Raw genomic sequence first — 23,902 nt, 5'->3', positions numbered from 1 at the left:
CCAAGTCTCCCGAGCAGTCTGTCGGAGTGGCTAGGTAGCGTGAGCGGCATGCTGACGGCGTTGGCGGTGGAGAACTACCGGTCCTTGCGGCGGTTGGTGATGCCACTGGGCGGGCTCAACGTGGTGACCGGCGCGAACGGGACCGGGAAGTCCAGCCTGTACCGCGCGCTTCGACTGCTCGCTGACGCGTCGCGCAACGGCGCCGTCGCCGCCTTGGCCCGCGAAGGCGGCTTGCAGTCGACGCTGTGGGCAGGCCCGGAGTACGTGCGCAAGGACCGGCCGGTGCAGGGCACCGTCCGGACCAAGTCGGTTGGGCTGCGGATGGGGTTCGCGGGGGACGACTACGGCTATCTGATGGACCTCGGCCTGCCGCAACCGAACGGGTCGGTGTTCGACCTCGACCCGGAGATCAAGCGGGAAGCGCTCTGGTCAGGACCATTCCTGCGCCCGGCCGCGCTCCTGGTCGAGCGGGTCAACCGCGAGGTGCGAATCCGTTCCAACGACGGGGACTGGCAACGCGGCGGCCATCAGCTGCAGACGTTCGACAGCATGCTCAGCGAGTACGCCGACCCCGAACGCGCACCCGAACTCCTGACCGTCCGGGACCGCCTCCGGTCGTGGCGTTTCTACGACCACTTCCGCACCGACGCCGACGCGCCTGCACGACGGGTCCAGGTAGGCACTCGCACGCCAGTTCTCGGCCCCGATGGCAGCGATGTCGCAGCAGCCCTGCAGACCATCCGCGAGATCGGTGCGAAGGGCGCCCTCGACGAGGCGATCGAGCTGGCGTTTCCCGGCAGCCGCGTCGAGATCGTCAACGCCGCAGGGCGCTTCGAGATCGCCTTCCGCCAGCACGGCCTGCTCAGACCGCTGTCCGGCGCCGAACTCTCCGATGGCACCCTCAGATACCTCCTCTGGGTCGCCGCACTCCTCACCCCGCGACCGCCCGAGCTCCTGGTCCTCAACGAGCCCGAAACCAGCCTCCACCCCGACCTCCTACCCGCACTGGCCAACCTGGTCGTCACCGCGGCGAAAGACACCCAGGTCATCGTCGTCACCCACTCCCGCCCGTTCCTGGCCGCGCTCGACGCTCTCTCCGACGACCTGCACACCATCGAGCTCGTCAAAGACCACGGCGCCACCACCATCGCCGGCCAGCGCCCCCTCGACGAACCGCCCTGGAAGTGGCCGACGCGGTGATGGATCCAGGTCTAGCCGGGGTCGGCGTTCTCGCATAGCCTCAGCTCAGGCACGCACCGTGGGGGTGCGTGCCGTTACGCCGGTACCCGGGGGGGTTCGGTCACAGGACTGAGGGGTCTGCTGCGTCGACGTCGCGTCTGCCCGATGTCCCATGTCTGTCTCCTGTGGTGACGGCGTCTTTCCGCCTTTCACAGGAGGCCGCGCATGAGGTCACCGATCCACCGACGAACCACTCGACGTACCACCGTGGCCGGCCTGTCCGCCGGCCTGCTGCTTGCTGCCACGCTGCCTGCGCTGAGCGCGTCAGCCGCTGACCCGTCCCCCACCGCGCCGAACGGCCGCGCCTGGACGGCGACGCCCCTGACCGTCGCCAGTACGGTCAACGGGGCGAAGTCGCCCAGCGGTCAACTCGCCAAGAGCGACCCCGATCTCGTCAACAGCACGTCGGCCAAGCAGGTCCGAGTGGTCGTCAAGCTCGACTACGACTCGCTGGCCGCATACCGCGGCGGCATCAAGGGCCTCCCCGGCACCAGCCCCTCGGTCACCGGCAAACGGCTCGAGACCAAGAGCGCGAACTCGGCCAAGTACCTGCGGCACGTGACCGCGATGGAGAGCGACTTCCTCGCCGCCATGAGCACGAAGGTCCCGAGCGCGAGGGCCGGCCAGAAGCTGCGCACCGTGTACGGCGGCGTCGCGGTCAGCGTGCCGGCGAACAAGGCACGCGACCTGCTGAAGCTGCCCGGCGTGGCGGCGGTCCAGCCCGACGATCCGCAGCAACTGCTGACCGACTCCAGCGCCTCCTTCATCGGGGCTCCGGCCATCTACAGCCAGCTCGGGGGCTCGGCCAACTCCGGCAAGGGCATCATCGTCGGCATCCTCGACAGCGGCGCCTGGCCGGAACACGCGTCCTTCGCCGATCCCGGCACGCTGCCGGCGCCGCCGCCGAAGGCTGACGGCACACCGCGGACGTGCGACTTCGGCGACAACCCGTTGACACCGGCCGCGGACCCGTTCGTCTGCAACCGCAAGCTCATCGGCGGCCAGCCGTTCCTCGACACGTACAACGCGGTGATCGGCGGCGACGTGTACCCCGACAGTGCGCGTGACTCGAACGGTCACGGCACCCACACCGCCACCACGTCCGCCGGTGGACCTGTCGCGCAGGCCAATCCGCTCGGCATCAACCGGGGCCCGATCGCCGGGATCGCGCCGGCCGCGGCCGTGTCGGCGTACAAGGTCTGCGGCGCCGAGGGCTGCTTCCCGTCCGACTCCGTCCAGGCCGTCGCACAGGCCATCCTCGACGGCGTCCGGGTGATCAACTTCTCGATCTCGGGCGGCAGCAACCCGTACAGCGATCCGGTCGAGCTCGCCTTCCTGGACGCCTACGCGGCCGGCGTGTTCGTCTCCGCCTCGGCCGGCAACTCCGGTCCGGGCGCCAACACGACCGACCACCGCAGCCCGTGGGTCACCACGGTCGCCGCGTCCACACAGAGCCGGACCTTCCGATCGACGGTCACGCTGAACGATCCCGGTGGCGCCCTCGCGACCGCCACCATCTCGGGTGCGTCGATCACGGCAGGCCTGAGCACCGCGGCACCGGTCGTCCTCGGCTCGGCACCGCCGTACAACAACGCGCTCTGCGACACGCCCGCGCCCGCAGGCCTGTTCACCGGCAAGATCGTCGCCTGTCAGTTCAGCCCCGGCCGGGTGATGAAGGGCTTCAACGTCAGGCAGGGCGGCGCCGTCGGGCTGCTCATGTACAACGCCACACCGGCCGACGTGTTCACCGACAACCACTGGTTGCCGGCCGTGCACCTCGAGAAGCCTGAGTCGGACACGCTGCTGGCGTTCCTCTCGGCGCACCCCGGCACCACTGCATCGTTCACCCAGGGCGCTACGACCACCTGGCAGGGCGACGTGATGACGCACTTCTCGTCGCGCGGCCCCGGTGGCGACTTCCTCAAGCCCGACGTCACCGCACCCGGTCTGCACATCATGGCCGGAGCGACTCCGACGCCGGAGTCCCCGGCCGAGGGACCGCCCGGGAACCTCTACCAGGTGATCGCCGGTACGTCGATGTCCTCGCCACACGTGGCTGGCTCGGCTGCCCTGGTCCTCGCCCTGAACCCGTCCTGGACGCCGGGCCAGATCAAGTCCGCGCTGGAGACGACCGCCAAGACGTCGGTCACCAAGCCCGACCGCGTCACCCCGGCCGACCCGTTCGACTACGGCGGCGGCCGGATCGACCTGACCAAGGCCGGCAACCCCGGCCTGACGCTGGACGAGACGGCGGCGAACTACGCCGCATCGGCCACCGACCCGCTGAACCGGATCGACCTGAACCTGCCGTCGGTCAACGCGCCGACCATGCCGGGCCTGATCACCGCCGAGCGAGTCGTCAAGAACGTCACCAACCAGACGCTCACCTTCTCCGCCTCCGGCACCACCGTCAACGGCGCCAACATCACGGTGCTGCCGCCGGTGTTCCAGGTGAAGCCCGGTAAGACGCAGAAGCTGACGATCACCATCACCGCACCGGAGCTGCCCGACGGCCAGTACTTCGGCCAGGTCAACCTCAAGCAGGTCGGCGGCAGCCGGACCTTGCACCTTCCGGTGGCGTTCTTCCGCCAGGAGGGCATCGTGCCGGTCGACCAGACCTGCACTCCGTCCAGCATCCCGCGCAACACCGGGCTCTCGACCTGCACCGTGACGGTACAGAACAACAGCCTGCAGACCACGGACGTCACCGCGGTCAGCACGCTGAGCTCGCAGTTGCGGCTCGACAGCGTGACCGGCGCGACCAAGGTCGGCTCGCAGGTCGCGACCAAGACGGCCACCCTGGCCGGCCGTCAACCCGACGCACCCGGAATCGCGCCGGGGAACGGCCCGGCGCCGTACCTCCCGCTGGACGCGTTCGGGATCACGCCGACTCCGATCGGGGACGAGGCGGCGATCAACTTCACCGTCCCGTCGTTCGTGTACGCCGGACAGACGTACAACCAGATCGGAGTCACCTCCAACGGGTACTCCGTCGTGGGTGGCTCGACCGGGGACGACGTCCAGTTCCAGCCGCAGACGCTGCCAGACCCGGCCCGTCCGAACAACGTGCTCGCGTCGTACTGGACCGACCTCGACGGCACCGGGGCGCCGGGCATCTTCGCCGCCACGCTGACCGACGGGGTGAGCGACTGGCTGGTCCTGGAATGGCGGGTGAACCTGTTCGGAACGACCAGCCTGAAGGTGTTCCAGCAATGGATCGGTGTCAACGGCAGCGAGGACATCACGTTCACCTACGACCCGGCGAACCTTCCCGGTAGTCCGCCCGCAGGCTACGGCCTGACGGTCGGCGCCGAGAACTTCGAGGGCACGGCCGGCGGCCAGATCACCGGCCCGCCGGTCACGGACTACCGGGTGACGAGTACGCCTGGCGCTCCGGGCGGTTCGATGACCTACTCGATGAACATCAAGGGCGTGCAGCGCGGTACCGGCACGGTCACGACCGGCACCTCCACCCCACTGGTCAAGGGCCTCACGATCGAGGTCGACAGGATCATCGTGAACTGACGACCTGACCGTCGCCCTGACGCCCGGGCCGGATCCTTACGGGTCCGGCCCGGGTCCTTGCGCGGATCAGTCTTTGACTGATTCGAAACGGACCAGGATCACTGAGCCGATGGCGGAGAGGATGAAGCCGGTGATGGCTCCGGGCCACCATCCGGAGCGGACGGCGTCGTCCAGGACGAAGACGCCGACGGCCGCGGGGGTGATGGTTTGGAGGGCGATCATGGGGGTGGTCGCGAGGGTTACCGACCCTCGTTGGAGGGCCAGCGAGTAGAGGATGAAGGCCAGGGCGCCGCTCAGGAGCAGGGTGTAGGTGGTCGGGCTGCGGACCACTTCGGCGATCGAGCCGTCCTGGAGCAAGCGCGCCGAGATGGCGACCCCGGCGTACCCGAGGCCGGCCAAGAGGCCCAGCAGCGCTGTGGAGACGCCGTGCTGGGAGCGGCTGGCGATGGCGCCTAGTACGGCGATGACCACGAGGCCGACGATGAGGCCGATGGTGAGACCCTGGTGGCGGTCGCTGTCACCAGCATCGCCGGCTGAGACCGCGAGCAGGCCGAGGCCGACGCAAACTGCGACTACGGCAGACCACTCGAGCGCGCTCAACTGGTCCGACATCAACCGGGTTGCGAGCAGGGCGGTGACGACCAGGCTGACCGCGATCCCGGCCTGCGCGAGGTAGAGCGGAAGCAGGCGCAAGGCAACGAAGTGCAGCCCGAAGCCGGCCAGGTTCAGCAGCAGCGCCGCGAGGAACGCAGGCTGCTTGAGCAGCGCGACGACGAACCCGCCGAGCCGTCGCGGATCCAACTCCGACTCGGTCGGCACAGCACGCGAGCCAACGGCCTGCAGGATCGACGCGATACCGAAAAGCAAGGCGGCACCGAGTGCCGCGCCGAGACCTAGGACCACTCAGGCGGCCTTGCGCCGAGGCACCCAGAAAGTCAGGTACAGACTGAGTACGGCGTAGTACAGCAAGTAGGACAACGACACCGCGACTACGACGGCGTTCGGATCCGGCATCTGGGCGAGGAGTACGGCGTACGCCGCCAGCCAGATCGCCGTCGTCAGCAGGTTCAGCGACCGGAACGCCCTGGTCCGCGACGGGTAGACGTACTTGACCGGGATGAACACCAGGATCGAGCAGACCACCAGGATCACGCCGGTGGTGACCGGGCTGAGGCCGAGGATGACGACGTAGAAGGCGACCACGTTCCAGTAGCTGGGGAAGCCGAGGAAGAAGTGGTCGTCGGTCTTCGCGTCGACCCGGCAGAACTGGTAGCTGGAGGCAAGCAACGGCAACGCGGCCAGGACCGCGCCCCACGCGCCGGACGGCAGGTAGTCGCCGGTCCAGAGCAGCACGATCGGCGCGAACGCGTAGGTCAGGTAGTCGACGATGTTGTCGAGCATCGCCCCGTCGAACCACGGGATGGTCTCCTTCACCCGCAGCCGGCGTGCGAGCATCCCGTCGGTTCCGTCGATCACCAGGGCGGCCAGGCCGAGCCAGAGCGCGCGGACGGCGTCGCCGTCGATGGCGGCAATGACGATCAGCAGCGCGAGCACCGTTCCGCTCGCGGTATAGGCATGCAGTGCGAGTCCGGCCAGACGCAACCGCGTCGACCCGACGAACGGTTCCTGCACCGCGTCGTGTGTGGTCAGGACGACTCCCAGAACTCGGTCGACGCAACGCGTCGTGCCCGGTCAACGGGACCGGGCCGAGCCCAGCGTCTCACAACCCTCGGGCCGCTTCAGTCACCCTGTACCGTTCCGCCGCGGATCTGTGCACAGTCCTTACCGGGACGCGGTGACCGACGGCATCCTGACGGTCGCCGCCGGTTCCACCATCGTCCGGCTGAGCTGCTAGCTCACCGGCTCCAGCACGAACTGCGGGATCTTCCGGGTGGTCTTGGTCTGGTACTCGGCGTACGGCGGGTAGGCCGCGACCGACCGCTCCCACCACTCGTCGTACTCCGCGCCCTCGATCTCGCGGGCGACGTACTCCTTGGTGACCTCACCGTCCTGGAGCGTGAGCTTCGGGTCGGCCTTGAGGTTGTAGTACCAGACCGGGTTCTTCGGCGCACCGCCGAGCGAGGCGACGGCGGCGTACACACCATTGTGCTCGACCCGCATCAGCGGGACCTTGCGGATCTTGCCGGACTTGGCGCCGCGCATGGTGAGCAGCACGACCCGCATCCCCATGATGTCGACCACCTCGGTGGTGCCGGCCGCCTCGACCTTCTCCACCTGGGTGCGCACCCAGTCGGTCGGGCTCGGCGCGTACTCGTCGTTGTTCGATGTCATGTCATCAATACTAATGGTGACGCGTCACCCTTCGACACCGCCGGCGCGTCGCTCGCCGCCGAGCTGGGCCTCGACCTGCGCGGTCTCGGCGATCTCGGCGATGATCCGCAGCCGGTTGTCCCATTGGGCGGCCACGTCCGCCATCCAGGCCGCGGTCGCGGTCAGCGCCGCGGGACGAAGCTCGAAGCGGACCTCGCGGCCCTCACGACGGCTCTCGACCAGGCCGGCCTCCCGCAGTACGGCGAGATGCTGCACCACCGCCTGCCTGGTCACCGGCAACTCCCCCGCCAGCGAGGTCGCCGTCCCACCGCCCGTGGCGGCCAGCAACTCCACGACGACCCGCCGCGTCGGATCCCCCAGCGCACCAAGCACCCCGTCGACACGTACGGCGGTCACAGCGTCGGCGCCAACTCCGTGAGCGCAGCGAGACCACCGTCCCAACCCCGCGCCGACTCCTCGGCCCGCTTCGCCTGCTCCTCGACGGAAACGTCCAGCCGGTCGAACCCGCTCTCCACCACGTGCAACCTGGTCCCCTCACCTTCCGGCGTGAGGGTGAACTCGACCAGGTTCGAGTTCCCCGGCGCTGCATCCACGCCCGGATCCACCGCGTACCGGTACGCGAACCGCCGCCCCGGCTCGACCTTCTCGACGAACCCGCGATACTCCCCGTGCTCGTCCCACCGCATCACCAGCCGCCCGCCCGGCCGCAGGTCGATCTCCGCTCCGCCGAACGCGTACCACCGGGCGAAGTTCTCCGGATGGGTCACTGCCGCCCAGACCACCTCCGGCCGCGCGTCGACGTACACCTCACGTTCCACCACCCTGCTGTCCATGCCTCCACCCTGCCACTCAGCCGATCGATGTGCAAGTCGCGACTTGCACATCGGCCTCAGACCGCGCAGGATCGGAGCTGGGTGGCGGTGGCGATGGTGGCCTCGACCCAGCGGCGGCGGAGGAAGTGGGCCTTCAGCAACCGGTGGGCGCCGTCCAGCACGACCAGGCGGCCGCGGTAGGCGACGAGGTTGACCGGGTGGTCGAGGTCGGCGTCCATCACCCGCTGGTAGTGGGCGCGGAAGTTCATCGGGGTGGCCGCGACCTGGTTCGGCGTGACCTTGAACCGCTCGCCGTCGAGCTGCCACAGCGGCAGGTCGAAGATCCAGGCCAGGTCGGCGACCTCGACCGGCTCGACCTTGAGGTCGAGCTCCCACAACTTCTCCAGCTGCCAGCGGTACGGCGGGAACACCTCGCGGACCGAGTCCGGCATCATCGCGAGCAACTCTTCGAACGAGACGTCCGGCGCACTCAGGTCCGAGTCCGCATCGAAGGAGACATCCTTGTCCATCGTCACGACCGAGCAGGCTACGCCATCGGCGGACCGCACGACCTAGCCGTGCGCGGTCCTGTGGATGATCACGATCGCCGAGTCGTCACCCGGGCCGCCCGCCGCCGCGACCAGTTCGGCCGCGCCGCCCTCGAAGCCCTGCGCGACAAGGCGTTCGGCGTGGCCGGCGAGCCGGTCGGTCCCGCGCCCGATGTCGCGCCGCGGTGTCTCGACCATCCCGTCGCTGTAGAGGAACAACGCATCACCCGGTTTCAGCTGCCCGTGGTTCACCTCGAACTCCGGCGCCTCCATCAGCCCGAGCAAGGGCCCGTCGGACTCCTTCGTCAGCCACCGCCCCGACCATGCGTCGAACTGGATCGCCGGCGGGTGACCGGCGGTCCGGACGTCGAAGTCCCCGCTCTTCAGATCGACCGCGACGTGCACGACGGTGGCGAAGTCGTCGTCCCAGTCCTGCCGCCGCATGTACCGGTTCGCCGACGGCAGGAACTCCACCACCGGTACGACGCCGAGCAGCCCACCGAACGCACCGGACAGCAGCAGCGCCCGCGTCCCCGCGTCGATTCCCTTGCCCGAGACATCGACCAGCGCGACCTCGAGCACGTCGTCGCGCGTCGTCGAGACGACGAAGTCGCCGGAGAACGTCGAGCTCCCCGCGGGCCGGATCGCGGCCTCGGCCCGCCAGCCGGACGGCAGGTCCGGCAGCTCACCTTGGGCGGTGAGCGTGTCGCGCAACTCCGTCAGCATCGACTCGCTGCGGGTCCCCGGAACGCCGAGCCGGCTGCGGACCTTCGCCGAGGTGATGACGATCCAGCCGACGACACCGAGCACCAGGACGAACCCGGTCTTCGGCAGCTCCGGCGGCCGCGACATCACGATGTACGAACCGGCGGCCAGCGAGATCAGTGTCAGCGCCACCAGCTGCCGGAAGCGCAGCAGCAGACCGCCGAGGAGCAGCGGGATGACCAGTAGCGACGCGGGCACGTGTCTCGGCCAGGCAAGACTGCAAGCACTGCCGACGAGTGCCATCAGCAGCAGAACGACGAACGCCATCTGGTGCGAACGGCGCGCGCGCCGTGCCAGCGCTTCAGCCCTGCGGCTGAGCCGTCGTACCTCAGCGAGACCGCCGCTCCTGTTCATGGTGTGAAGAAGATAACGGGACTGCCCGGTCCGCGCATCCACTCGTAACACAACTGATGATTGTCAGCTCTTGCGAGTGAGGCCGGTGCGCTGGCACCTGGGGCACCAGAACAAGTTGCGCCCGGCCAATATCTCGGTCCGGATCACCGAGTGGCAGACGTGGCAGCGCTGCCCCTGCCGGCGGTAGACGTACACCTCGCCGCCGTGGTCGTCCTGGCGCGGGTCTCGCCCCATCGCCTCCGGAGTGTGGTCGTCGGCAACGGTGTCGATCCGCCCGGTCTCGACGCCGTACTTCATCAGCTCGAGCAGGTCGTCCCACATGCCCTGCCACTCGCGCCTCTTCACCAGGTGGCCGCGGGTCATCGGGTGCAGCTTCGCCCGGAACAGCACCTCGGCGCGGTAGACGTTGCCGACACCGCTCAGCACTTCCTGGTCCATCAGCAACTGCCCGATCGGCAGCTTGCTGCGGTGGATCCGCTTCCAGGCCAGGTCGGGATCGGCGTCGTCGCGCAGCGGGTCCGGGCCGAGCCGCGCGAGCAGCGTCTCGCGCTCGGGATCGGTCAGCACCTCGCAGACGGTCGCTCCGCGCAGATCGGCGTACGCCGTCTCGTTCTGCAACCGGAGGCGGACCTGGCCGACCGGTTCGGGAACCGGCGCCGGGCCGAAGTCGACCTTGCCGATCAGGCCGAGGTGGATGTGCAGCCAGCCGGCGCCCTCGAAGTCGGCGAGGAGGTGTTTGCCGTGGGCCTCGGTCTGGCGCAGGACGTGCCCGTTCAGCAGCGCGGCGCCGTCGGCGAACCGGCCCTGCGGGCTGGATGCCTGGACCGGGCGGCCGCCGAACGCGTCCCAGACGTCGTTCGCCAGCCGGTGCAGGGTGTGACCTTCAGGCATGATTCCTCTTATGGGGACGACAGGTGGTGCGAAGGGCGGCGGCCGCGGCGGTCCGCCCACTCCGGCGGTCGTCGGCACCGGCCGCTCGATGCGGGCCCGGGACGTCTCCCGCCAGCGGCAGCCGGTCAACCGCCGGCCGGTGCTGCCGCCGGCGGAGGCCGACGACAAGGATCAGGACAGCGGCGGCAGCACGCCGGTCGACTCGTAGTCCGACAGCATGGCGATCCGGCGGGTGTGCCGGTCCTCGCCCGAGTAGTCGGTGGCCAGGAAGGTCTCGACGAAGGCGGTCGCCTCGTCCTCGGAGTGCATCCGCGCCCCGACGCTGATCACGTTCGCGTTGTTGTGCTCGCGCCCGAGCCGCGCGGTGTCGGTGCTCCAGGCCAGGATCGCCCGGACCCCCTTCACCTTGTTGGCCGCGATCTGCTCGCCGTTGCCGGAGCCGCCGATCACGATGCCGAGGCTGCCGTCCTCCTTCGCCACCCCCTCACCGGCCCGCAGGCAGTACGGCGGGTAGTCGTCGACGGCGTCGTACACGGCCGGGCCGTGGTCGACGACGTCGTGTCCGGCAGCCGTGAGGTGCTGGACCAGGTGGTTCTTCAGTTCGAAGCCGGCGTGGTCGGAGCCGATGTGCACTCGCATGGCCAGAAGTCTTGCACCTGCTACCGACGGTCCGGCACGCCGGGCACGGTCAGTGCCCCGGTCAGCCGGGTCACCTCGGCGTACGCCTGCTCGTACGGCGTCCCCGCCGGATGCAGCGTGAACACCGCCACGATGGTCCGGTCGTCCGGTCCGACCGTCCCGGTGGTGTGCAGCGCGTCACTGACCAGGTCCACCGGGCTGTCCACCGGCTTGGCCTTGTCGCTGCGGTAGCCGCTCGACCCGAGGAAACCGGACCAGCCCTGCTTGATGCTGAAGTCCTGGTCGAACACCGACGCGATCCCGAAGTACTGGTCGAAGCCGTCCGTGCCGTAGCGGGTCGCCCGGTGCAGCAGATCCATCACGAACTCCCGGACCGGCGCCGGCGCCTGCTCCAGGATGTATCGATAGATCCGGACGGTGTCCGCAGGCGTGATGGCGACGTACCCCCAGAAGCCCGGGTGGGTGGCGGGCGGTCCGGCCGTGTGGGTCAGGCCGAGCCGCGTCACCATCCGGTCGACGATCGAGCCACCACCGAGCTCGTCCCAGTAGTGGCTCGCCGCGTCGTCGTCACTGCTGCGCAGCATCACCTCGAGCCGCGTCCGGTCGCCGGCTGGTACGTCGTACGCCGGAGCGCGGCCCCAGAGGTAGTCGAGCACGATGAGCAGCTTCACCACGGACGCGGACCGGAACTGGTGGTCCGCGTTGTGCTGCTGCACGAACAGGCCGGTGTCGCGGTCGTACACAGCGACACCGGCCGTCACGCCGGTCGGCACAGTCAAGGTCATCTGAAACCTACTCACCATCTGGACGAAGTCATCGGTGAGCAACCTTCACCAACTGGCGCGGCCGGAAACAAGCCTTGAACCACAGACCGAAATCAGTCGAAGATCGGGCCGCGGTCCCGGGTCCGCTTGATCTCGAAGAAGCCCTCGGTGCCGGCCACCAGCCGGACGCCGTCCCAGAGCTTGCCGGCCGCCTCACCCTTCGGCGCCGGCGTCACGACCGGGCCGAAGAAGGCGGTGCCCTCGACCGAGATGACCGGGGTGCCGACCTCCATCCCGACCAGGTCCATGCCGGTGTGGTGCGACTTCTTCAGGGCGTCGTCGTACCGGTCCGTGTCGGCGGCCTCGATCAGCGCGGCCGGCAGGCCGACCTCGGCCAGGGCCTCCTTCACGACGTCACCCTTGCCGTCGCCGACGCCGCGGCCGGCGACATGGATTCGATTGCCGAGAGCGGTGTAGAGCGGCAGCAGCACCTCGTTGCCGTGCGCCTGCTCGGCTGCGATCAGGACCCGGACCGGGCCCCAGAGGTTGCGGAGATTCGCCTTGTACTTCTCGTCGAGATGGTCACGGCCGTCGTTCAGGACGGCCAGGCTCATCACGTGCCAGGTCGTCGTCACATCGCGGACCTGCTCGACCTCGAGCATCCAGCGAGATGTCATCCAGGCCCAGGGGCAGGCCGGGTCGAACCAGAAATCGGCGGAGGCAGTCATATTCACCATCATACAAAGTTGAAGGAACGGGATCCGGCGCCAGATACCGGCTTGGTATCCAATACCCAATGTCGCGGGGAAACCCTCAGCAATCCCGGCAGCCAGGTGCATAGGATGCCGACATGCCTGGAACCAACCTGACGCGCGACGAGGCGCGTACCCGTGCCGGGGTGGTCAGCGACGTCAGCTACGCGATCGAGCTCGACCTGACCAACGCCCCGAGCGGCGCTCCGACCTTCCGGTCGGTGACCACCATCACGTTCGCCGCCGAGGCCGGCGCCGGAACCTTCGCCGACCTGATCGCGGAGAAGGTGCGTGAGGTGACCCTGAACGGCCGCTCCCTCGACCCGGACACGGTGTACGACGGCGCCCGCGTCCAGCTGGACGGGCTGGCGGAACGCAACGAGCTGACCGTGGTCGCGGACTGCACCTACTCGCGCACCGGTGAAGGGCTGCACCGCTCGGTCGACCCGGCCGACAAGGAGACCTACCTCTACACCCAGTTCGAGGTGCCGGACGCCCGCCGGGTGTTCACCACCTTCGAGCAGCCGGACCTCAAGGCTCCTTTCACTTTCACCGTGTCCGCCCCGGCTCGCTGGGTGGTCATCTCGAACGCGCCGACGCCCGAGCCCACGCCGTACCAGGGCGAGAACGGCGAGGAGCTGGCTCGCTGGGAGTTCCCGCCGACCGAGCGGATCTCGACGTACATCACCGCGGTCGTGGCCGGTCCGTACCACGTCGTCACCGACTCGTACGACGGTGCGCACGGCAGCTACCCGTTGTCGCTGCTGTGCCGTCCGTCGCTGAAGGACGCGCTCGACATCGACGACCTGTTCGAGGTGACCAAGCAGGGCTTCGAGCTGTTCGAGAAGGCGTTCGGGACGCCGTACCCGTTCCACAAGTACGACCAGGCGTTCGTGCCGGAGTACAACATGGGCGCGATGGAGAACGCGGGCTGCGTGACGCTGCGGGACGAGTACCTGTTCCGCAGCCGGACCACGCACGCGGAGATGGAGGCCCGCGCCAACACCGTGCTGCACGAGCTCGCGCACATGTGGTTCGGCGACCTGGTCACGATGACCTGGTGGGACGACCTGTGGCTGAACGAGTCGTTCGCCGAGTGGGCCAGCCACTGGGCGCAGGCGGTCGCGACAACCAAGTACGCCGGCGCCTGGACGACGTTCTGCAACGCGCGGAAGAACTGGGCCTACCGCCAGGACCAGCTGCCCTCGACGCACCCGATCGCCGCGGACATGGTCGACTTCCACGCGGTCGAGGTGAACTTCGACGGCATCACCTACGCCAAGGGCGCGTCGACGCTGCGCCAACTGGTCGCGTTCGTCGGTGAGGACACCTTCATCGCCGCGCTGAAGGAGTACTTCTCCGACCACGCGTTCGGCAACACCGAGCTGACCGACCTGCTGAAGCCGCTGGAGAAGGCGTCCGGGCGGGACCTGGACGACTGGACCGAGCGCTGGCTGCGGACGGCCGGCGTCAACACGCTGCGGGCCGACTTCGCGGTCGACTCCGAGGGCGCCTTCACGTCGTTCGCGATCGAGCAGACCGCGGCGGAGAACTTCCCGGTCCTGCGGCCGCACCGGCTGGCCGTCGGCCTGTACCGCCGTACCGAGGAAGGACTCGTGCGGACCGAGCGGTTCGAGGTGGACATCGACGGGCCGCGCACCGAGCTGGCCGAGCTGGTCGGCGCGACCCAGCCGGACCTGGTGCTGCTGAACGACGACGACCTCACCTACGCCAAGATCCGGCTGGACGAGCGGTCCCGGGCCACGCTGGTCGAGTCGATCGACCAGTTGCCCGAGTCGTTGCCGCGGGCCCTGGCCTGGGGTGCGGCCTGGGACATGACCCGGGACGCCGAGATGCCGGCCAGCCAGTACGTCGGCATCGTGCTGCGCGGGATCAAGGCCGAGACCGACCTGACCGGCGTCCGGTCGCTGCTCGCCCAGGCGACCAACGCGATCAACCTCTACGCGGCCCCGGAGAACCGGCCGGCCCTGCGGGCGCGGTTCGAGCAGGCTCTCTCCGAGCTGCTGGCCGGCGCCGAGCCGGGCAGCGACCACCAGCTGGCGTTCGCCCGCGCGTACAGCTCCGCGGTGTTCTCCGACTCCGGCGCCGACCGGCTGCTCGCGTGGCTGGACGACCGGGAGCTGCCGACCGGTCTGGTGGTCGACACCGACCTGCGCTGGACGCTGATCGTCGCGCTGGCCCGGCTCGGCCGGATCGGCGCCGACGAGATCGAGGACGAGCTCACCCGCGACACCACGATCACCGGGCAGGAGCGGGCCGCGCAGGCTCGGGCCGCCCGGCCGACCGCCGAGGCCAAGGAAGAGGCGTGGCGGATCGCGGTCGAGTCCGGGGACACCCCGAACGAGACGCAGTTCCGGACGATCCTCGGCTTTCAGCAGCCGGGCCAGGAGGACCTGCTCCGGCCGTACGTCGACAAGTACCTGAGCGCAGCCAAGGACGTGTACACGCGGCTCGGCTCGTCGATGGGCGAGAACGTGCTGGTGTACCTGTCGCCGCGCAACCTCCCGGAGCAGCCGACGCTCGACGCGCTGACGTCCTGGCTGTCGACGGAGTCGTCGGCGGTGGACGCCCCGACTCTGCGCTACGTCAGCGAGGCCCAGGCCGACCTGACCCGCGCGCTGGCGGCGCAGGCACGCGACGCGAGCTGACGCTTCGACGACAACACCGCCGGTCTGGTTGAGACCGGCGGTGTTGTGTTGGACCGGCTACCGGTAAAACTGGGTCGGTGCCCGCTTCTGACCCCGCCTTGGCAGGTGCGGCAGCCGTTGCGCTGACCGGACTCGCTGAGGCGTACCGCCCTCGCCCTGTCACTCCGCTGATGCCCTGGCGCTACCCCCACCGGTTGGTGAAGCCGTACGTCATCACCGCGCGCGGACGGCAGTGGGACGATGAGATGGTCGAGGTCGCGCGCGCCACGGCCGGTCGGCAGCTCGAGTTCGACGACGCGATGGGGGCGGTCGGGCTGGGCGTCGTCGTACTGCACCTCGGGGACGACGGGATCTACCTGGTCGTGCAGAGCTGGGCGAAGGACTTCCAGTCCCGGCTGAGCATCTTCAGCGGGATGGAGGTCGACGACCTGCGACCTGCCCCGATCGGCGCGGCCCCCTGCGTGTGGGAGCTCGAGGTGCTCAGCCACGAACGTGCGGCCTACGTGAACCACATCCTCGGCGCCGCCGTCGACGTGGACGCCTGGCTCGACGACGCCCTCGACACCCGCCCGCAGCCCAAGCACGACGGCATCCCGTCCGGCACCTAGTCGCAGATCGCGTGGTCGACGAGAGTCTTGGCGGTCCGCTCCTGACTGAGCAGGGCGTCCATGGAGTCGTTCAGCTGGGTCGACATCGAGACGACCACGCTCTCCCGGCCGTCCGCGGTCGAACCGAGCCGGGTCTTGTACCCGATCTGGTCGCCACCCGGGATCCACACCGTGCCGCCACAGGGCAGGTCTCGAGAGAACAGGCCCAGCCCGTAGCGGGCGCCGGGCCAGATCTGCTCGGCCGACTCGTCCACCGCGACAGTCTGCGTCAGCTCCCGTAGCTGCGCCGGCTTCAGCAGGCGGCCGCCGAACAGTGCGCGCACGAAGACGTCGAGGTCCTTCACCGTCGAGATGTAGCCGCCGGACGCGTCCGCATCGATCAGCTCTGTGGTGTCGGTGTACTCCCCCGGCGTGAACCGCGTGTACCCGCGGGCGTGCGGTCCGGCGATCCGCGGGTCCGTCCCGGGGAAGTACGTGTCCTTCAGCTTCAGCGGACGGACGATCCGCCGGTCGACTTCGTCGTACCAGGTCCGGCCGGTGACGGCCTTGATGACCAGGCCGACCAGGTCGTAGCCGGTGTTGGAGTAGCTCCAGCCGCCCTCCCCCGGCTGGAAGTCCGGCGGGTGGCTCAACCCGGCCCGGACGATCTCCTCCTCGGTGTGGATCCGGTAGCGGCGTTCGTAGTACTGCTCGGCGCTGTCGATGTTCGGGAAGTTGCCGTCGTAGATGCCGGCGGTGTGCTGGAGCAGGTGCCGGACGGTGATCCGCCGGCCGTCGTACCCGTTGCCCTGGACAAGGCCCGGCAGCCACATCTCGACCGAGTCGTCCAGCCCCATTCGCCGCTCGGCGACGAGTTGCAGTACGACGGTCGCCACCAGCGTCTTGTTCGTGCTCCCGATCCGGAACCGGCCGTCCCGCCGGGCCTCACCGCTGACCACCGTGCGGGAGCCGTGTGGTGACGTCTCCCGCGCCAGCACCCCGGTCACCCCGACAGCCCGGATCGCGTCGGCATCACGCTGCAGCGTCGACCGCCCCGCCTCGGCACTCACCGGTACGGCGGCTGCCGCGAGCGTGACCGCGAGCGTCCGGACCAAAGGCTTGAATCTCATCGCGAAACCCCTCCAGTAGGTCAAGCATTTGCCAGGAGGTTTTCAGCGCCGGGGATTGTTCACCATCGCCCGCGGACCCGGACAGTGGTAGCGCGAACGCTACCCGTGAAGGTCAAACGATTGTTTTTCTGCGGACAGTGAGGGGCCGACCGCGGGCCGCGATGTGCTTGCGCAAAGGGAGATTCTCATCACGTGAGCAGTACTCATTTACTCGGTGGTTCGGTTTAAGCTGCACGCAGTTAACCGCCACAGGGGAATCTGGGGAGGGACCCTTGCCGTGACACCCGTGGATCACCGGCGACCGCCCGCCCGCGCCGCCCGGAGACAACACAAGAGCCCTTCCCGGCAGCGCACCGATCCCCAGCAGGGCCATGCACGCAAGCCGCAGCGATCGCACAGCGCGGTCGGCGCGGCGATCGTGGCGGCCGCCGCGATGGTCGCCGTGTTCGCGTTCATCCTGACCCGAGGATCGTCCGACCCAGCCACCGACGACGCGCTCCGCAGCGGGGCCGCGGACGGCGGGGCCGGGGCACCCGCGGCGAGCGCGCCGGCGCAGACCTCGGATCCGTCGGCAGCCGGCAACACGGCCAAGGCGGACCGCAAGCCACCGGCCTCCTCCGCGCCGAAGGCAAAGGCGATCGCGCCAAGCGCGACACCCGACACCGGCCCTGCTTCACCGGTCTTCAGGCGCGGGCAGTGGATCGCCGTACTCGAGAAGTACGGGACGGACGGCGGGCTGGACGCCGAGCCGCTGGCCAAGGCCACCGCGATCAAGCTGATCAACGCCGGTGTCCCGGCCAAGGCGATGCTGGTCGACGGGCAGTACCAAGGGATCGCGAACAGCTCCATGGAGCCGGTCACCGACACCTGGATGGTCTACCTGGGCCCGGGGAAGTCGTCGGCGCAGATGCTGGACCTGTGCGCGGCGCCGAAGACGCAGCGCGCCTACAGCAGCCCTGCTTGTCCTACCTACGAGCCGGCCGGCGCGCCTGCGGGCTGATCGGTCGCCAGCCGGGCGTGCAGGTGCGAGTCGTGTCGCTGGCCGGTGGGCTCGACGAAGTAGTCGCGCATGGTGCCCTCCAGCTGGAAGCCGGCCCGCATCGCGACCCGGCACGAGCCCTCGTTGACCAAGGCGTGGTCCAGGGACAGCCGGTGCAGACCTAGTCCGTCCTTGGCGAACGCCCAACGGGCAGCTGCGTCCAACGCTCGGGCCGCGAGTCTGCGGCCGCGTGCGGCCGGGCTGACCCAGTACGCGACCACGGCCTGATCCGGCACCCGGTTGACGTCGCGGACCGACACCGTGCCGAGCGCGTAGTCGCTGGCGGCGTCCGCGATCGCGAACACCGCGCTGCCGCGCGACCAGCCGTCGATGCGCGACTCCAGCCAGCGCTTCGCGCGCTGGTCCGCGGGCGTGCGGATCACCGCCGTACCCGCGGTCCAGCGAAGAACACCCGGATCCCGCAGCGCTTCGGCGACCGCCGGCTCGTCCGTCCACAGGAACGGCCGCAGGACCAGGTCGCCCAGCTCGATGCGGGTCGGCTGGAGCACCGGGCTCACTGCTTGTGCGGCTCGTTCGCGTGCAGGAGCGGCGCCTGGTGCGCGTGCTCGCCCAGCTGCTGTACGCCGGTGACCAGACCGCCGGTGAGGTCACCGGTGGCGAACGACGTCTGCATCGCCAGCGCGGCCAAGCCGGCCGATGAGTCGGACAGCTGCCGCTTCGCAAGGGCGCCGGTGACGATCTCCAGCCGGCGTCCGGCCGGGTCGACGTACACCAGGACAGTGTGGTCCGGGTCGTCCAGCTCGTTCAGCAGCTCCAGCGCGAACGGCCGGGTCTCGGAGTCGGCGCCGCCGACGTACACGGAGAAGCGCAGGCCGGAGACCTCCTCGGCGTGCCGGACCGCCCGCTCGATGTCGTAGAGCTGGTCAGGGGTGAAAGCGTCACCAGCTGGCACTTGCGCCTCCGGTCGAACGGGCGACGCCGTCGCCGGCGGTCGCGGTGGTCCCTGGTGCGCCAGGCAGCTCGGGCAGGTTGGCCGGGTCGGGCTTGGTGGCGGTCGGCCCGTTGATCCAGACCGGCGGGGCCCACCAGGACAGGCCGGGGCGGTAACGCGGTCCGCTCGCGATCGACGACGCGAAGACCAGGAGCGTCACCACCGCGATGACCAGTGCGGGGATGCCGACGAACACCAGCAGGGTGTGGCCGGAAACTTCAGTGATCACACCCAGAGCCTAGTCCCCCGGCTCCCCGCACGAGTCAGGACCCGTCAGCAGCCGCCGCAGTTGTAGTACGTCACGTCCCAGTGGTTGCTCTCGAGGGCGTAGATGTTGCCGGCCGCGCTCCGCCACTGGGCGGCGCCGTCACCGCGGTCGGCGATCCGGGTGAAGGTGTTACGGATGTAGTTGCCGACGCAGGTGTAGAGCGAGAAGTCCACCTTGTAGCCGTTGCGGTGGCTGTAGGTCCCGCTCGCGTGGCCGACCTCGGTGCCACCGGTCAGGTTGATCGCGCACCCACTCGCCTGCTTCAGCGTGCGGACGCCGTACACGGTGCTGTCGTTGATGTTGGTGAACGACGTGCAGGTCGGGTTGTTCCAGTCGGAACAGTTGCCGCTGGACGACCAGGTGATCCCGGCGGCCCGGAAGATCGAGGTCGCCTGCGCGTGCGTCATCTTGGTGAGCGCGGCGGCCTGCTCGACCGCGACCACACCGGGCAGCAGCCCGGCCAGTACGGCGACCAGCGGGACGAGCACACGTCGGAGCACAGTCTTCATGGGGACACTCCTTGAAATACGGGGCGGATATTTCAAGGAGTGCACTTCCCAAGAAAGATATTGACGAAACGTCCGGCTGAATCAGAAACGAACATCCGAACACTGGTAGAAGGCGTTCGCCGTGTCGTGAATCGTCCAGACCGCGAGGATCATGTGCCGACCGGTCCGGCCGCCCGGCACGGTGCCGGGGTGACTGACGTTGTTGGCCGGCCGCCCGCCGTTCATCGCGACGGTCAGGAACGGGTTCAGGTCGAGCGCCGAGCGGGTCAGCGGGGCGTTCTGGTTCCAGCCCTGCTTGGTGATGTAGTACTTGAAGCTCGTCGTGGCGTGCGGTGCGGTCAGGTACCAGCGGAAGTTGTAGCTCTGGCCGGCCGTGAGCTGCTCCGCCGGCCAGGCGCCGTTGCGCTGATCGTCGAGTTGGGCGAACTGGGCCAGCCCGGCCGAGCAGAGCTTGCCGTCAGCCGGCCCGGCCGCCGGGAAGCCCTTCGGGCCCTCGACGCTCTGCGGCTCCCACTGGATCTGGCCGCAGTTCTGGACCGTGCCGTTCTGGCAGTGCTTGGCCCGGCTGGTCGGCCCGGTGGTGTAGCCGTGGCCGTATGCCAGCGGAACCGAGGTGCTGACCGTCAGCGCCAGGGCGCCGACGGCAATTCCGGCGAGGCTGAGTTTGCGTAGTCGGAGCATGCGGACAACTCCTTCGACTGTTGGGGCGGAAAGACAGTGAAGGAAGGCGCCTTCTCGTTAGATAGAAAACAACCGTTCAAATCTATTGTCAACAGCTCGTGATCGAGCGGTGACTAAAGGTCGTGTCTACTGATCCCGCGCCGTCGCGAGCAGGTGCTCGGTGCGGTGCATCGCCGTGCTGGAACGGAGGTCTCGATGCGGAGCATCGTGGCCTTCGGGCCAGTGCGGCGAGGTGCCGTGCCGAGTGCCGCGCAGTAGGCGCGGGATCAGTAGACACGACCTAAATGTTGAGTGCGCCGATGAGTCGGCGGAGGCGCTGGTTGTTCGGGAGGTCCTCGATCAGGATCGGCGAGCCGTCCGGTCCGCTCAGCGGGACCCGCCAGTTCGGGTACTCGTCGGTCGTCCCCGGCTGGTTCTGGGTACGGCGCTCCCCCACGGCATCCGTCAGCGCCACACCGACCAGCTTCGCCGGCGTGTGAGCGACGTACCGGTGCAATGCCTCGACTATGCGCTCGACGTCGCCGTCGGTGTTGCTGAGCAGGTGCCGCTCGCGCAGTGCGTTGAGCCAGGAGTCCCGCTCGGCCTCGTCGACCTCGAGCTCCTCCGCGAACGGCCTGGTCAGCAGGCCGAGCTCGTTGCGCAGCTGCACGTGGTCTCCGGCCAGGTAGCCGGCGGTCGGCGGCAGGTCGTGCGTGGTCACGGTCGCCAGGCACAGCTCACGCCAGCGCTCCGGCGCCAGCGGCTTCCCGTCGGCGTCCCGCTCGAACCACAGCACCGACGTACCCAGCACGCCGCGTTCGGTCAGGTAGTCGCGCACCCACGGCTCGACCGTGCCGAGGTCCTCCCCGATCACGGTCACGCCGGACCGCATCGCCTCCAGGACGAGGATGCCGACCAGCGCCTCATGGTCGTACCGGACGTAGGTGCCCTCGGTCGGGCGCTCCGGCGACGTCACCCACCAGAGCCGGAACATGCCGAGGATGTGGTCGATCCGCAGTCCACCGCCGTGCCGCATGACCGCACGGACCAGGTCGCGCCAGGCGGCGTACCCGGTGTCGGCCAGCGCGTTCGGGCGCCACGGCGGCTGGGACCAGTCCTGCCCCTGCTGGTTGAACGCGTCCGGCGGCGCGCCGACATGGATACCGGGCGCCAGCACGTTCTGCAGCGCCCACGCGTCCGCACCGTCCGGGTGCACACCGACAGCCAGGTCGTGTACGACGCCCAGCGACATGCCGGCCGCCTTCGCCCGGGCCTGGGTGCGGGCGAGCTGGTCGTCCAGCTGCCACTGCAGCCAGCAGTGGAACTCCACCGCGTCCGGGTTCTCGTTGCGGAAGGCAACAACGGCCGGGGAGGCCGGGTCCTGCAGCTCCTCGGGCCACTTGCTCCACTCCGGCCCGTGCACGTCGGCGATCGCGGCCCAGGTGGCGAAGTCGATCAGCCCCTGGCTCTCGCGGTCGCAGTAGGCGCCGTACTCCGCGATCCGCCCGATCGACGGCCGGACGCCGAACAGCAGCTGCAGCGCCTCCCGCTTGGCCGCCCACACGGTGTCGCGGTCCAGCGCGGTCGGGTCCTCGCTCAGCGCCCGGGTCTGCAGGCTCAGCGCCCGGACCCGATCCCGCTCGGCCGGCGCGAGGTCGCCGTACTCGTCGATGTCCTCGATGCGCAGGTAGACCGGGTTGCCGAACCGCCGCGAGGCCGGGAGGTACGGCGAGGGCTCCATCCGGCCCGAGGTCTCCGCGGCGTGCAGCGGGTTCACCAGCACGAAGCCGGCGCTCAGGTCGGTCGCCGACCAGGCAGCGAGGTCTGCGAGGTCGTGCAGGTCGCCGATGCCCCAGGAGCGGCGGGAGCGGACGGAGTACAGCTGCAGCACCCAGCCCCAGGTGCGGTGCAGCTTCTCCGGCTCGAGCTTCCGCGGGGTGACGATCAGCGTGCTGACCGAGATCTCCGGGCTGCTGCCGACCCGCGCGCACAGCCGGTGGTAGCCGCTCGGCAGGTCGCCCGGCAGCTGGAACGTCGCCTCACCGACCTGCACGCCGTCGATCCACTCCGGCTCGACCCAGCGATCCTGCTGCGTGACGTCCCGCCGGTGCCCGCCGTCCTCCAGGTCCACCCACACCTCGACCGGGGACCCGTGCGGCAGGTGTACGGCGAACCAGGGCGTCCAGCCCTCCCGCATCACCACGGTCGGCGGCAGCGTACGACGCCAGCGCGCCTGCCGGTGCTCCTCCAGCGCCTCGGCGGCCTTCTCCGGTGTGGACGCGTCCACACCGAGCGCCGCGAGCACCGCGGACACCACCTCGCTGGAGACGATCACATGCTCGCCCTGCCAGTTCCAGTACTCCGTCGCCACGCCATGGGCAACCGCTAGCTCGACAAGGGCCGGAGTAGGAGCTGTCACCTCAGCGAGTCTGCCGCATCACCCGCCCTTCCGCGCAACGCCGCGCGCCGGACTGTTACTGGTTCGCGCGTCGGCGGGAGAGCAGCAGTACGGCGACAAGCAGCACGGCGCTCGCGATCACCAGGCCGACGGCGACGCCGGCCATGTTGTCGGTGAGCTGGTAGAGGGCTGTCGGCCAGATGACCAGCAGGATGGCGCAACCGACGACCGCGTACGCCGACGCCTGCCGGCGGCCGTAGGCGACCAGCAGGGCGGCCGGACCGGCCGTGCCGACGGCGAGGGCCATGATCTCGCCGCGCTCCTGGATCAGCCAGCAGATCGACGAGCTGAACATCGCCGCCCCGGCCAGCGACCACGCGGTCACCTGATCCCGGACCAGCCCGAGCATCGCCATCGCGAACGCGACCAGGATGAACCCGGTCCCGGCGATCCCGGCGCTGTTCGAGGACGCGCCGGTGTCCGGAGTCAGGACATCTGCCGTGATCACCAGCACACCGACGGCCAGGATCCCGAACGTTGCCACCAGCAACGACGAACCCGCCAGCCACCACAGCCCGGCCCCGGCCAGCAGCAGCGCGACGGCGACCCCGACGATCCGGCCGGTCTCGCCCTCGATCGCGACGTACGTGGCGAAGCCGGCCACGCAGCACCCCAGCGAGGCCAGCGCCGAGCTGAGCTGCTCGTGACGGCGCAGGAAGCCGAGGACGGCCGCGGCGCCGAGCAGGACCACGGCGGCGCTGGTCCCGGTGCTCACGCGGGCGGCGCGGCCCATCTCGCCCCAGTTCGCCACCGTGAGCAGCGCGACCGCGCCGAGGAGTAACGCTCCGCCGATGTAGCCGAGCACCTCGATCAGCGCACTGGAGTGGGTCGCCGTCGGCGGCGGCTTGGGCTTCGCCGGGGCCTGCTCGGCGGGTGGTTGCGGCCGCGCCCGGCCGGGATCGGCCAGCGCCGCCGCGACCTCGGCGTCGGCGGCGTCCCGCAGCGCGTCGGCCTGGTACTGGCGCAGCACACCCGCGCTCACGAGCCTGAGCAGCTCGTCATCCAGCCGGCTGGGCATGCGATCGCGTCTCCCTTGTCCTTCTCACTAA

25 protein-coding genes are annotated in these 23,902 nt (G+C 69.5%); 6 read left to right on the top strand and 19 right to left on the bottom strand.

The window, feature by feature from the left end; genetic code table 11:
- Positions 1–48: 48 nt before the first annotated feature.
- Together ACWCOV_RS27155 and ACWCOV_RS27150 are read left to right on the top strand one after the other, a co-directional pair.
- Complete coding sequence (locus ACWCOV_RS27155) at positions 49–1,200, top strand: AAA family ATPase (protein ID WP_449832130.1); 1,152 nt, start codon at positions 49–51, stop codon at positions 1,198–1,200.
- 204 nt (positions 1,201–1,404) lie between these two features.
- Positions 1,405–4,764: a S8 family serine peptidase gene (locus ACWCOV_RS27150; protein WP_449832129.1), complete on the top strand. Its 3,360-nt coding sequence runs from the start codon at positions 1,405–1,407 to the stop codon at positions 4,762–4,764.
- Positions 4,765–4,830: 66 nt separating this feature from the next.
- On the opposite strand, the gene ACWCOV_RS27145 is transcribed toward ACWCOV_RS27150, so the two are convergent.
- The 8 genes from ACWCOV_RS27145 to ACWCOV_RS27110 all read right to left on the bottom strand — a co-directional run bounded on the left by ACWCOV_RS27145 (position 4,831) and on the right by ACWCOV_RS27110 (position 10,426).
- Positions 4,831–5,667, bottom strand: coding sequence for a hypothetical protein (locus tag ACWCOV_RS27145; protein WP_449832128.1), 837 nt, complete (start codon positions 5,665–5,667; stop codon positions 4,831–4,833).
- Entirely contained in the window at positions 5,668–6,396 is a 729-nt protein-coding gene (locus ACWCOV_RS27140; protein ID WP_449832127.1) for a CDP-alcohol phosphatidyltransferase family protein, read from the bottom strand.
- 219 nt (positions 6,397–6,615) lie between these two features.
- A complete protein-coding gene (locus tag ACWCOV_RS27135) occupies positions 6,616–7,056 on the bottom strand; it encodes a nitroreductase family deazaflavin-dependent oxidoreductase (protein WP_449832126.1) in 441 nt (146 codons plus the stop codon).
- A 24-nt stretch (positions 7,057–7,080) separates the two neighbouring features.
- Positions 7,081–7,452: an ArsR/SmtB family transcription factor gene (locus ACWCOV_RS27130; protein ID WP_449832125.1), complete on the bottom strand. Its 372-nt coding sequence runs from the start codon at positions 7,450–7,452 to the stop codon at positions 7,081–7,083.
- Positions 7,449–7,889 (bottom strand): SRPBCC domain-containing protein, encoded by a 441-nt coding sequence (locus tag ACWCOV_RS27125; RefSeq protein ID WP_449832124.1) that lies wholly within the window; start codon positions 7,887–7,889, stop codon positions 7,449–7,451. Before ACWCOV_RS27125 ends, ACWCOV_RS27130 begins: the two co-directional genes overlap by 4 nt.
- Positions 7,890–7,945: 56 nt before the next feature.
- On the bottom strand, positions 7,946–8,398 hold the full coding sequence (locus ACWCOV_RS27120; protein ID WP_449832139.1) for a hypothetical protein: 453 nt from the start codon (positions 8,396–8,398) through the stop codon (positions 7,946–7,948).
- A gap of 42 nt (positions 8,399–8,440) precedes the next feature.
- On the bottom strand, positions 8,441–9,535 hold the full coding sequence (locus tag ACWCOV_RS27115; RefSeq protein WP_449832123.1) for a PP2C family protein-serine/threonine phosphatase: 1,095 nt from the start codon (positions 9,533–9,535) through the stop codon (positions 8,441–8,443).
- 63 nt (positions 9,536–9,598) lie between these two features.
- Complete coding sequence (locus tag ACWCOV_RS27110; RefSeq protein ID WP_449832122.1) at positions 9,599–10,426, bottom strand: Fpg/Nei family DNA glycosylase; 828 nt, start codon at positions 10,424–10,426, stop codon at positions 9,599–9,601.
- A gap of 10 nt (positions 10,427–10,436) precedes the next feature.
- On the opposite strand from ACWCOV_RS27110, the gene ACWCOV_RS27105 reads away from it, so the two are divergent.
- Complete coding sequence (locus ACWCOV_RS27105) at positions 10,437–10,634, top strand: hypothetical protein (RefSeq protein WP_449832121.1); 198 nt, start codon at positions 10,437–10,439, stop codon at positions 10,632–10,634.
- On the opposite strand, the gene ACWCOV_RS27100 is transcribed toward ACWCOV_RS27105, so the two are convergent.
- The 3 genes from ACWCOV_RS27100 to ACWCOV_RS27090 all read right to left on the bottom strand — a co-directional run bounded on the left by ACWCOV_RS27100 (position 10,598) and on the right by ACWCOV_RS27090 (position 12,557).
- Entirely contained in the window at positions 10,598–11,065 is a 468-nt protein-coding gene (locus tag ACWCOV_RS27100) for a ribose-5-phosphate isomerase (RefSeq protein WP_449832120.1), read from the bottom strand. The two genes, ACWCOV_RS27105 and ACWCOV_RS27100, sit on opposite strands and share 37 nt — an antisense overlap.
- A gap of 20 nt (positions 11,066–11,085) precedes the next feature.
- Positions 11,086–11,850 carry a hypothetical protein gene (locus ACWCOV_RS27095; RefSeq protein ID WP_449832119.1) on the bottom strand — a complete coding sequence of 255 codons (765 nt, stop codon included), beginning with the start codon at positions 11,848–11,850 and terminating at the stop codon, positions 11,086–11,088.
- A 92-nt stretch (positions 11,851–11,942) separates the two neighbouring features.
- Complete coding sequence (locus ACWCOV_RS27090; RefSeq protein WP_449832118.1) at positions 11,943–12,557, bottom strand: mycothiol-dependent nitroreductase Rv2466c family protein; 615 nt, start codon at positions 12,555–12,557, stop codon at positions 11,943–11,945.
- Positions 12,558–12,679: 122 nt separating this feature from the next.
- Between ACWCOV_RS27090 and pepN the strand changes: the two genes are divergently transcribed.
- Complete coding sequence (gene pepN / locus ACWCOV_RS27085; protein WP_449832117.1) at positions 12,680–15,250, top strand: aminopeptidase N; 2,571 nt, start codon at positions 12,680–12,682, stop codon at positions 15,248–15,250.
- Between the two features lie 77 nt (positions 15,251–15,327).
- The gene (locus ACWCOV_RS27080; protein ID WP_449832116.1) at positions 15,328–15,858 is read left to right on the top strand and encodes a hypothetical protein; all 531 of its coding nucleotides are present in this window, start codon (positions 15,328–15,330) and stop codon (positions 15,856–15,858) included.
- On the opposite strand, the gene ACWCOV_RS27075 is transcribed toward ACWCOV_RS27080, so the two are convergent.
- Entirely contained in the window at positions 15,855–16,967 is a 1,113-nt protein-coding gene (locus ACWCOV_RS27075) for a serine hydrolase domain-containing protein (protein ID WP_449832115.1), read from the bottom strand. The genes ACWCOV_RS27080 and ACWCOV_RS27075 overlap by 4 nt on opposite strands.
- Positions 16,968–17,253: 286 nt before the next feature.
- On the opposite strand from ACWCOV_RS27075, the gene ACWCOV_RS27070 reads away from it, so the two are divergent.
- Positions 17,254–17,967: a hypothetical protein gene (locus tag ACWCOV_RS27070; RefSeq protein ID WP_449832114.1), complete on the top strand. Its 714-nt coding sequence runs from the start codon at positions 17,254–17,256 to the stop codon at positions 17,965–17,967.
- On the opposite strand, the gene ACWCOV_RS27065 is transcribed toward ACWCOV_RS27070, so the two are convergent.
- The 7 genes from ACWCOV_RS27065 to ACWCOV_RS27035 all read right to left on the bottom strand — a co-directional run bounded on the left by ACWCOV_RS27065 (position 17,937) and on the right by ACWCOV_RS27035 (position 23,871).
- Positions 17,937–18,515 (bottom strand): GNAT family N-acetyltransferase, encoded by a 579-nt coding sequence (locus tag ACWCOV_RS27065; RefSeq protein ID WP_449832113.1) that lies wholly within the window; start codon positions 18,513–18,515, stop codon positions 17,937–17,939. The genes ACWCOV_RS27070 and ACWCOV_RS27065 overlap by 31 nt on opposite strands.
- A 5-nt stretch (positions 18,516–18,520) precedes the next feature.
- Entirely contained in the window at positions 18,521–18,919 is a 399-nt protein-coding gene (locus ACWCOV_RS27060) for a DUF5130 family protein (protein ID WP_449832112.1), read from the bottom strand.
- Positions 18,906–19,187 (bottom strand): aa3-type cytochrome oxidase subunit CtaJ, encoded by a 282-nt coding sequence (gene ctaJ, locus ACWCOV_RS27055; protein ID WP_449832111.1) that lies wholly within the window; start codon positions 19,185–19,187, stop codon positions 18,906–18,908. The genes ACWCOV_RS27060 and ctaJ overlap by 14 nt, the downstream gene beginning before the upstream one ends.
- A 44-nt stretch (positions 19,188–19,231) precedes the next feature.
- Positions 19,232–19,735 carry a hypothetical protein gene (locus ACWCOV_RS27050; RefSeq protein WP_449832110.1) on the bottom strand — a complete coding sequence of 168 codons (504 nt, stop codon included), beginning with the start codon at positions 19,733–19,735 and terminating at the stop codon, positions 19,232–19,234.
- Between the two features lie 81 nt (positions 19,736–19,816).
- On the bottom strand, positions 19,817–20,416 hold the full coding sequence (locus tag ACWCOV_RS27045; protein WP_449832109.1) for a lytic polysaccharide monooxygenase auxiliary activity family 9 protein: 600 nt from the start codon (positions 20,414–20,416) through the stop codon (positions 19,817–19,819).
- A gap of 280 nt (positions 20,417–20,696) precedes the next feature.
- Positions 20,697–22,814, bottom strand: coding sequence for a 4-alpha-glucanotransferase (gene malQ / locus ACWCOV_RS27040; RefSeq protein WP_449832108.1), 2,118 nt, complete (start codon positions 22,812–22,814; stop codon positions 20,697–20,699).
- Between the two features lie 55 nt (positions 22,815–22,869).
- Complete coding sequence (locus ACWCOV_RS27035) at positions 22,870–23,871, bottom strand: hypothetical protein (RefSeq protein ID WP_449832107.1); 1,002 nt, start codon at positions 23,869–23,871, stop codon at positions 22,870–22,872.
- Positions 23,872–23,902: the final 31 nt, after the last annotated feature.

The organism is Kribbella sp. NPDC002412, from assembly GCF_053592935.1.
The sequence above is the reverse complement of the archived record's forward strand: the minus strand, read 5'-3'. Positions and strand labels throughout refer to the sequence as shown.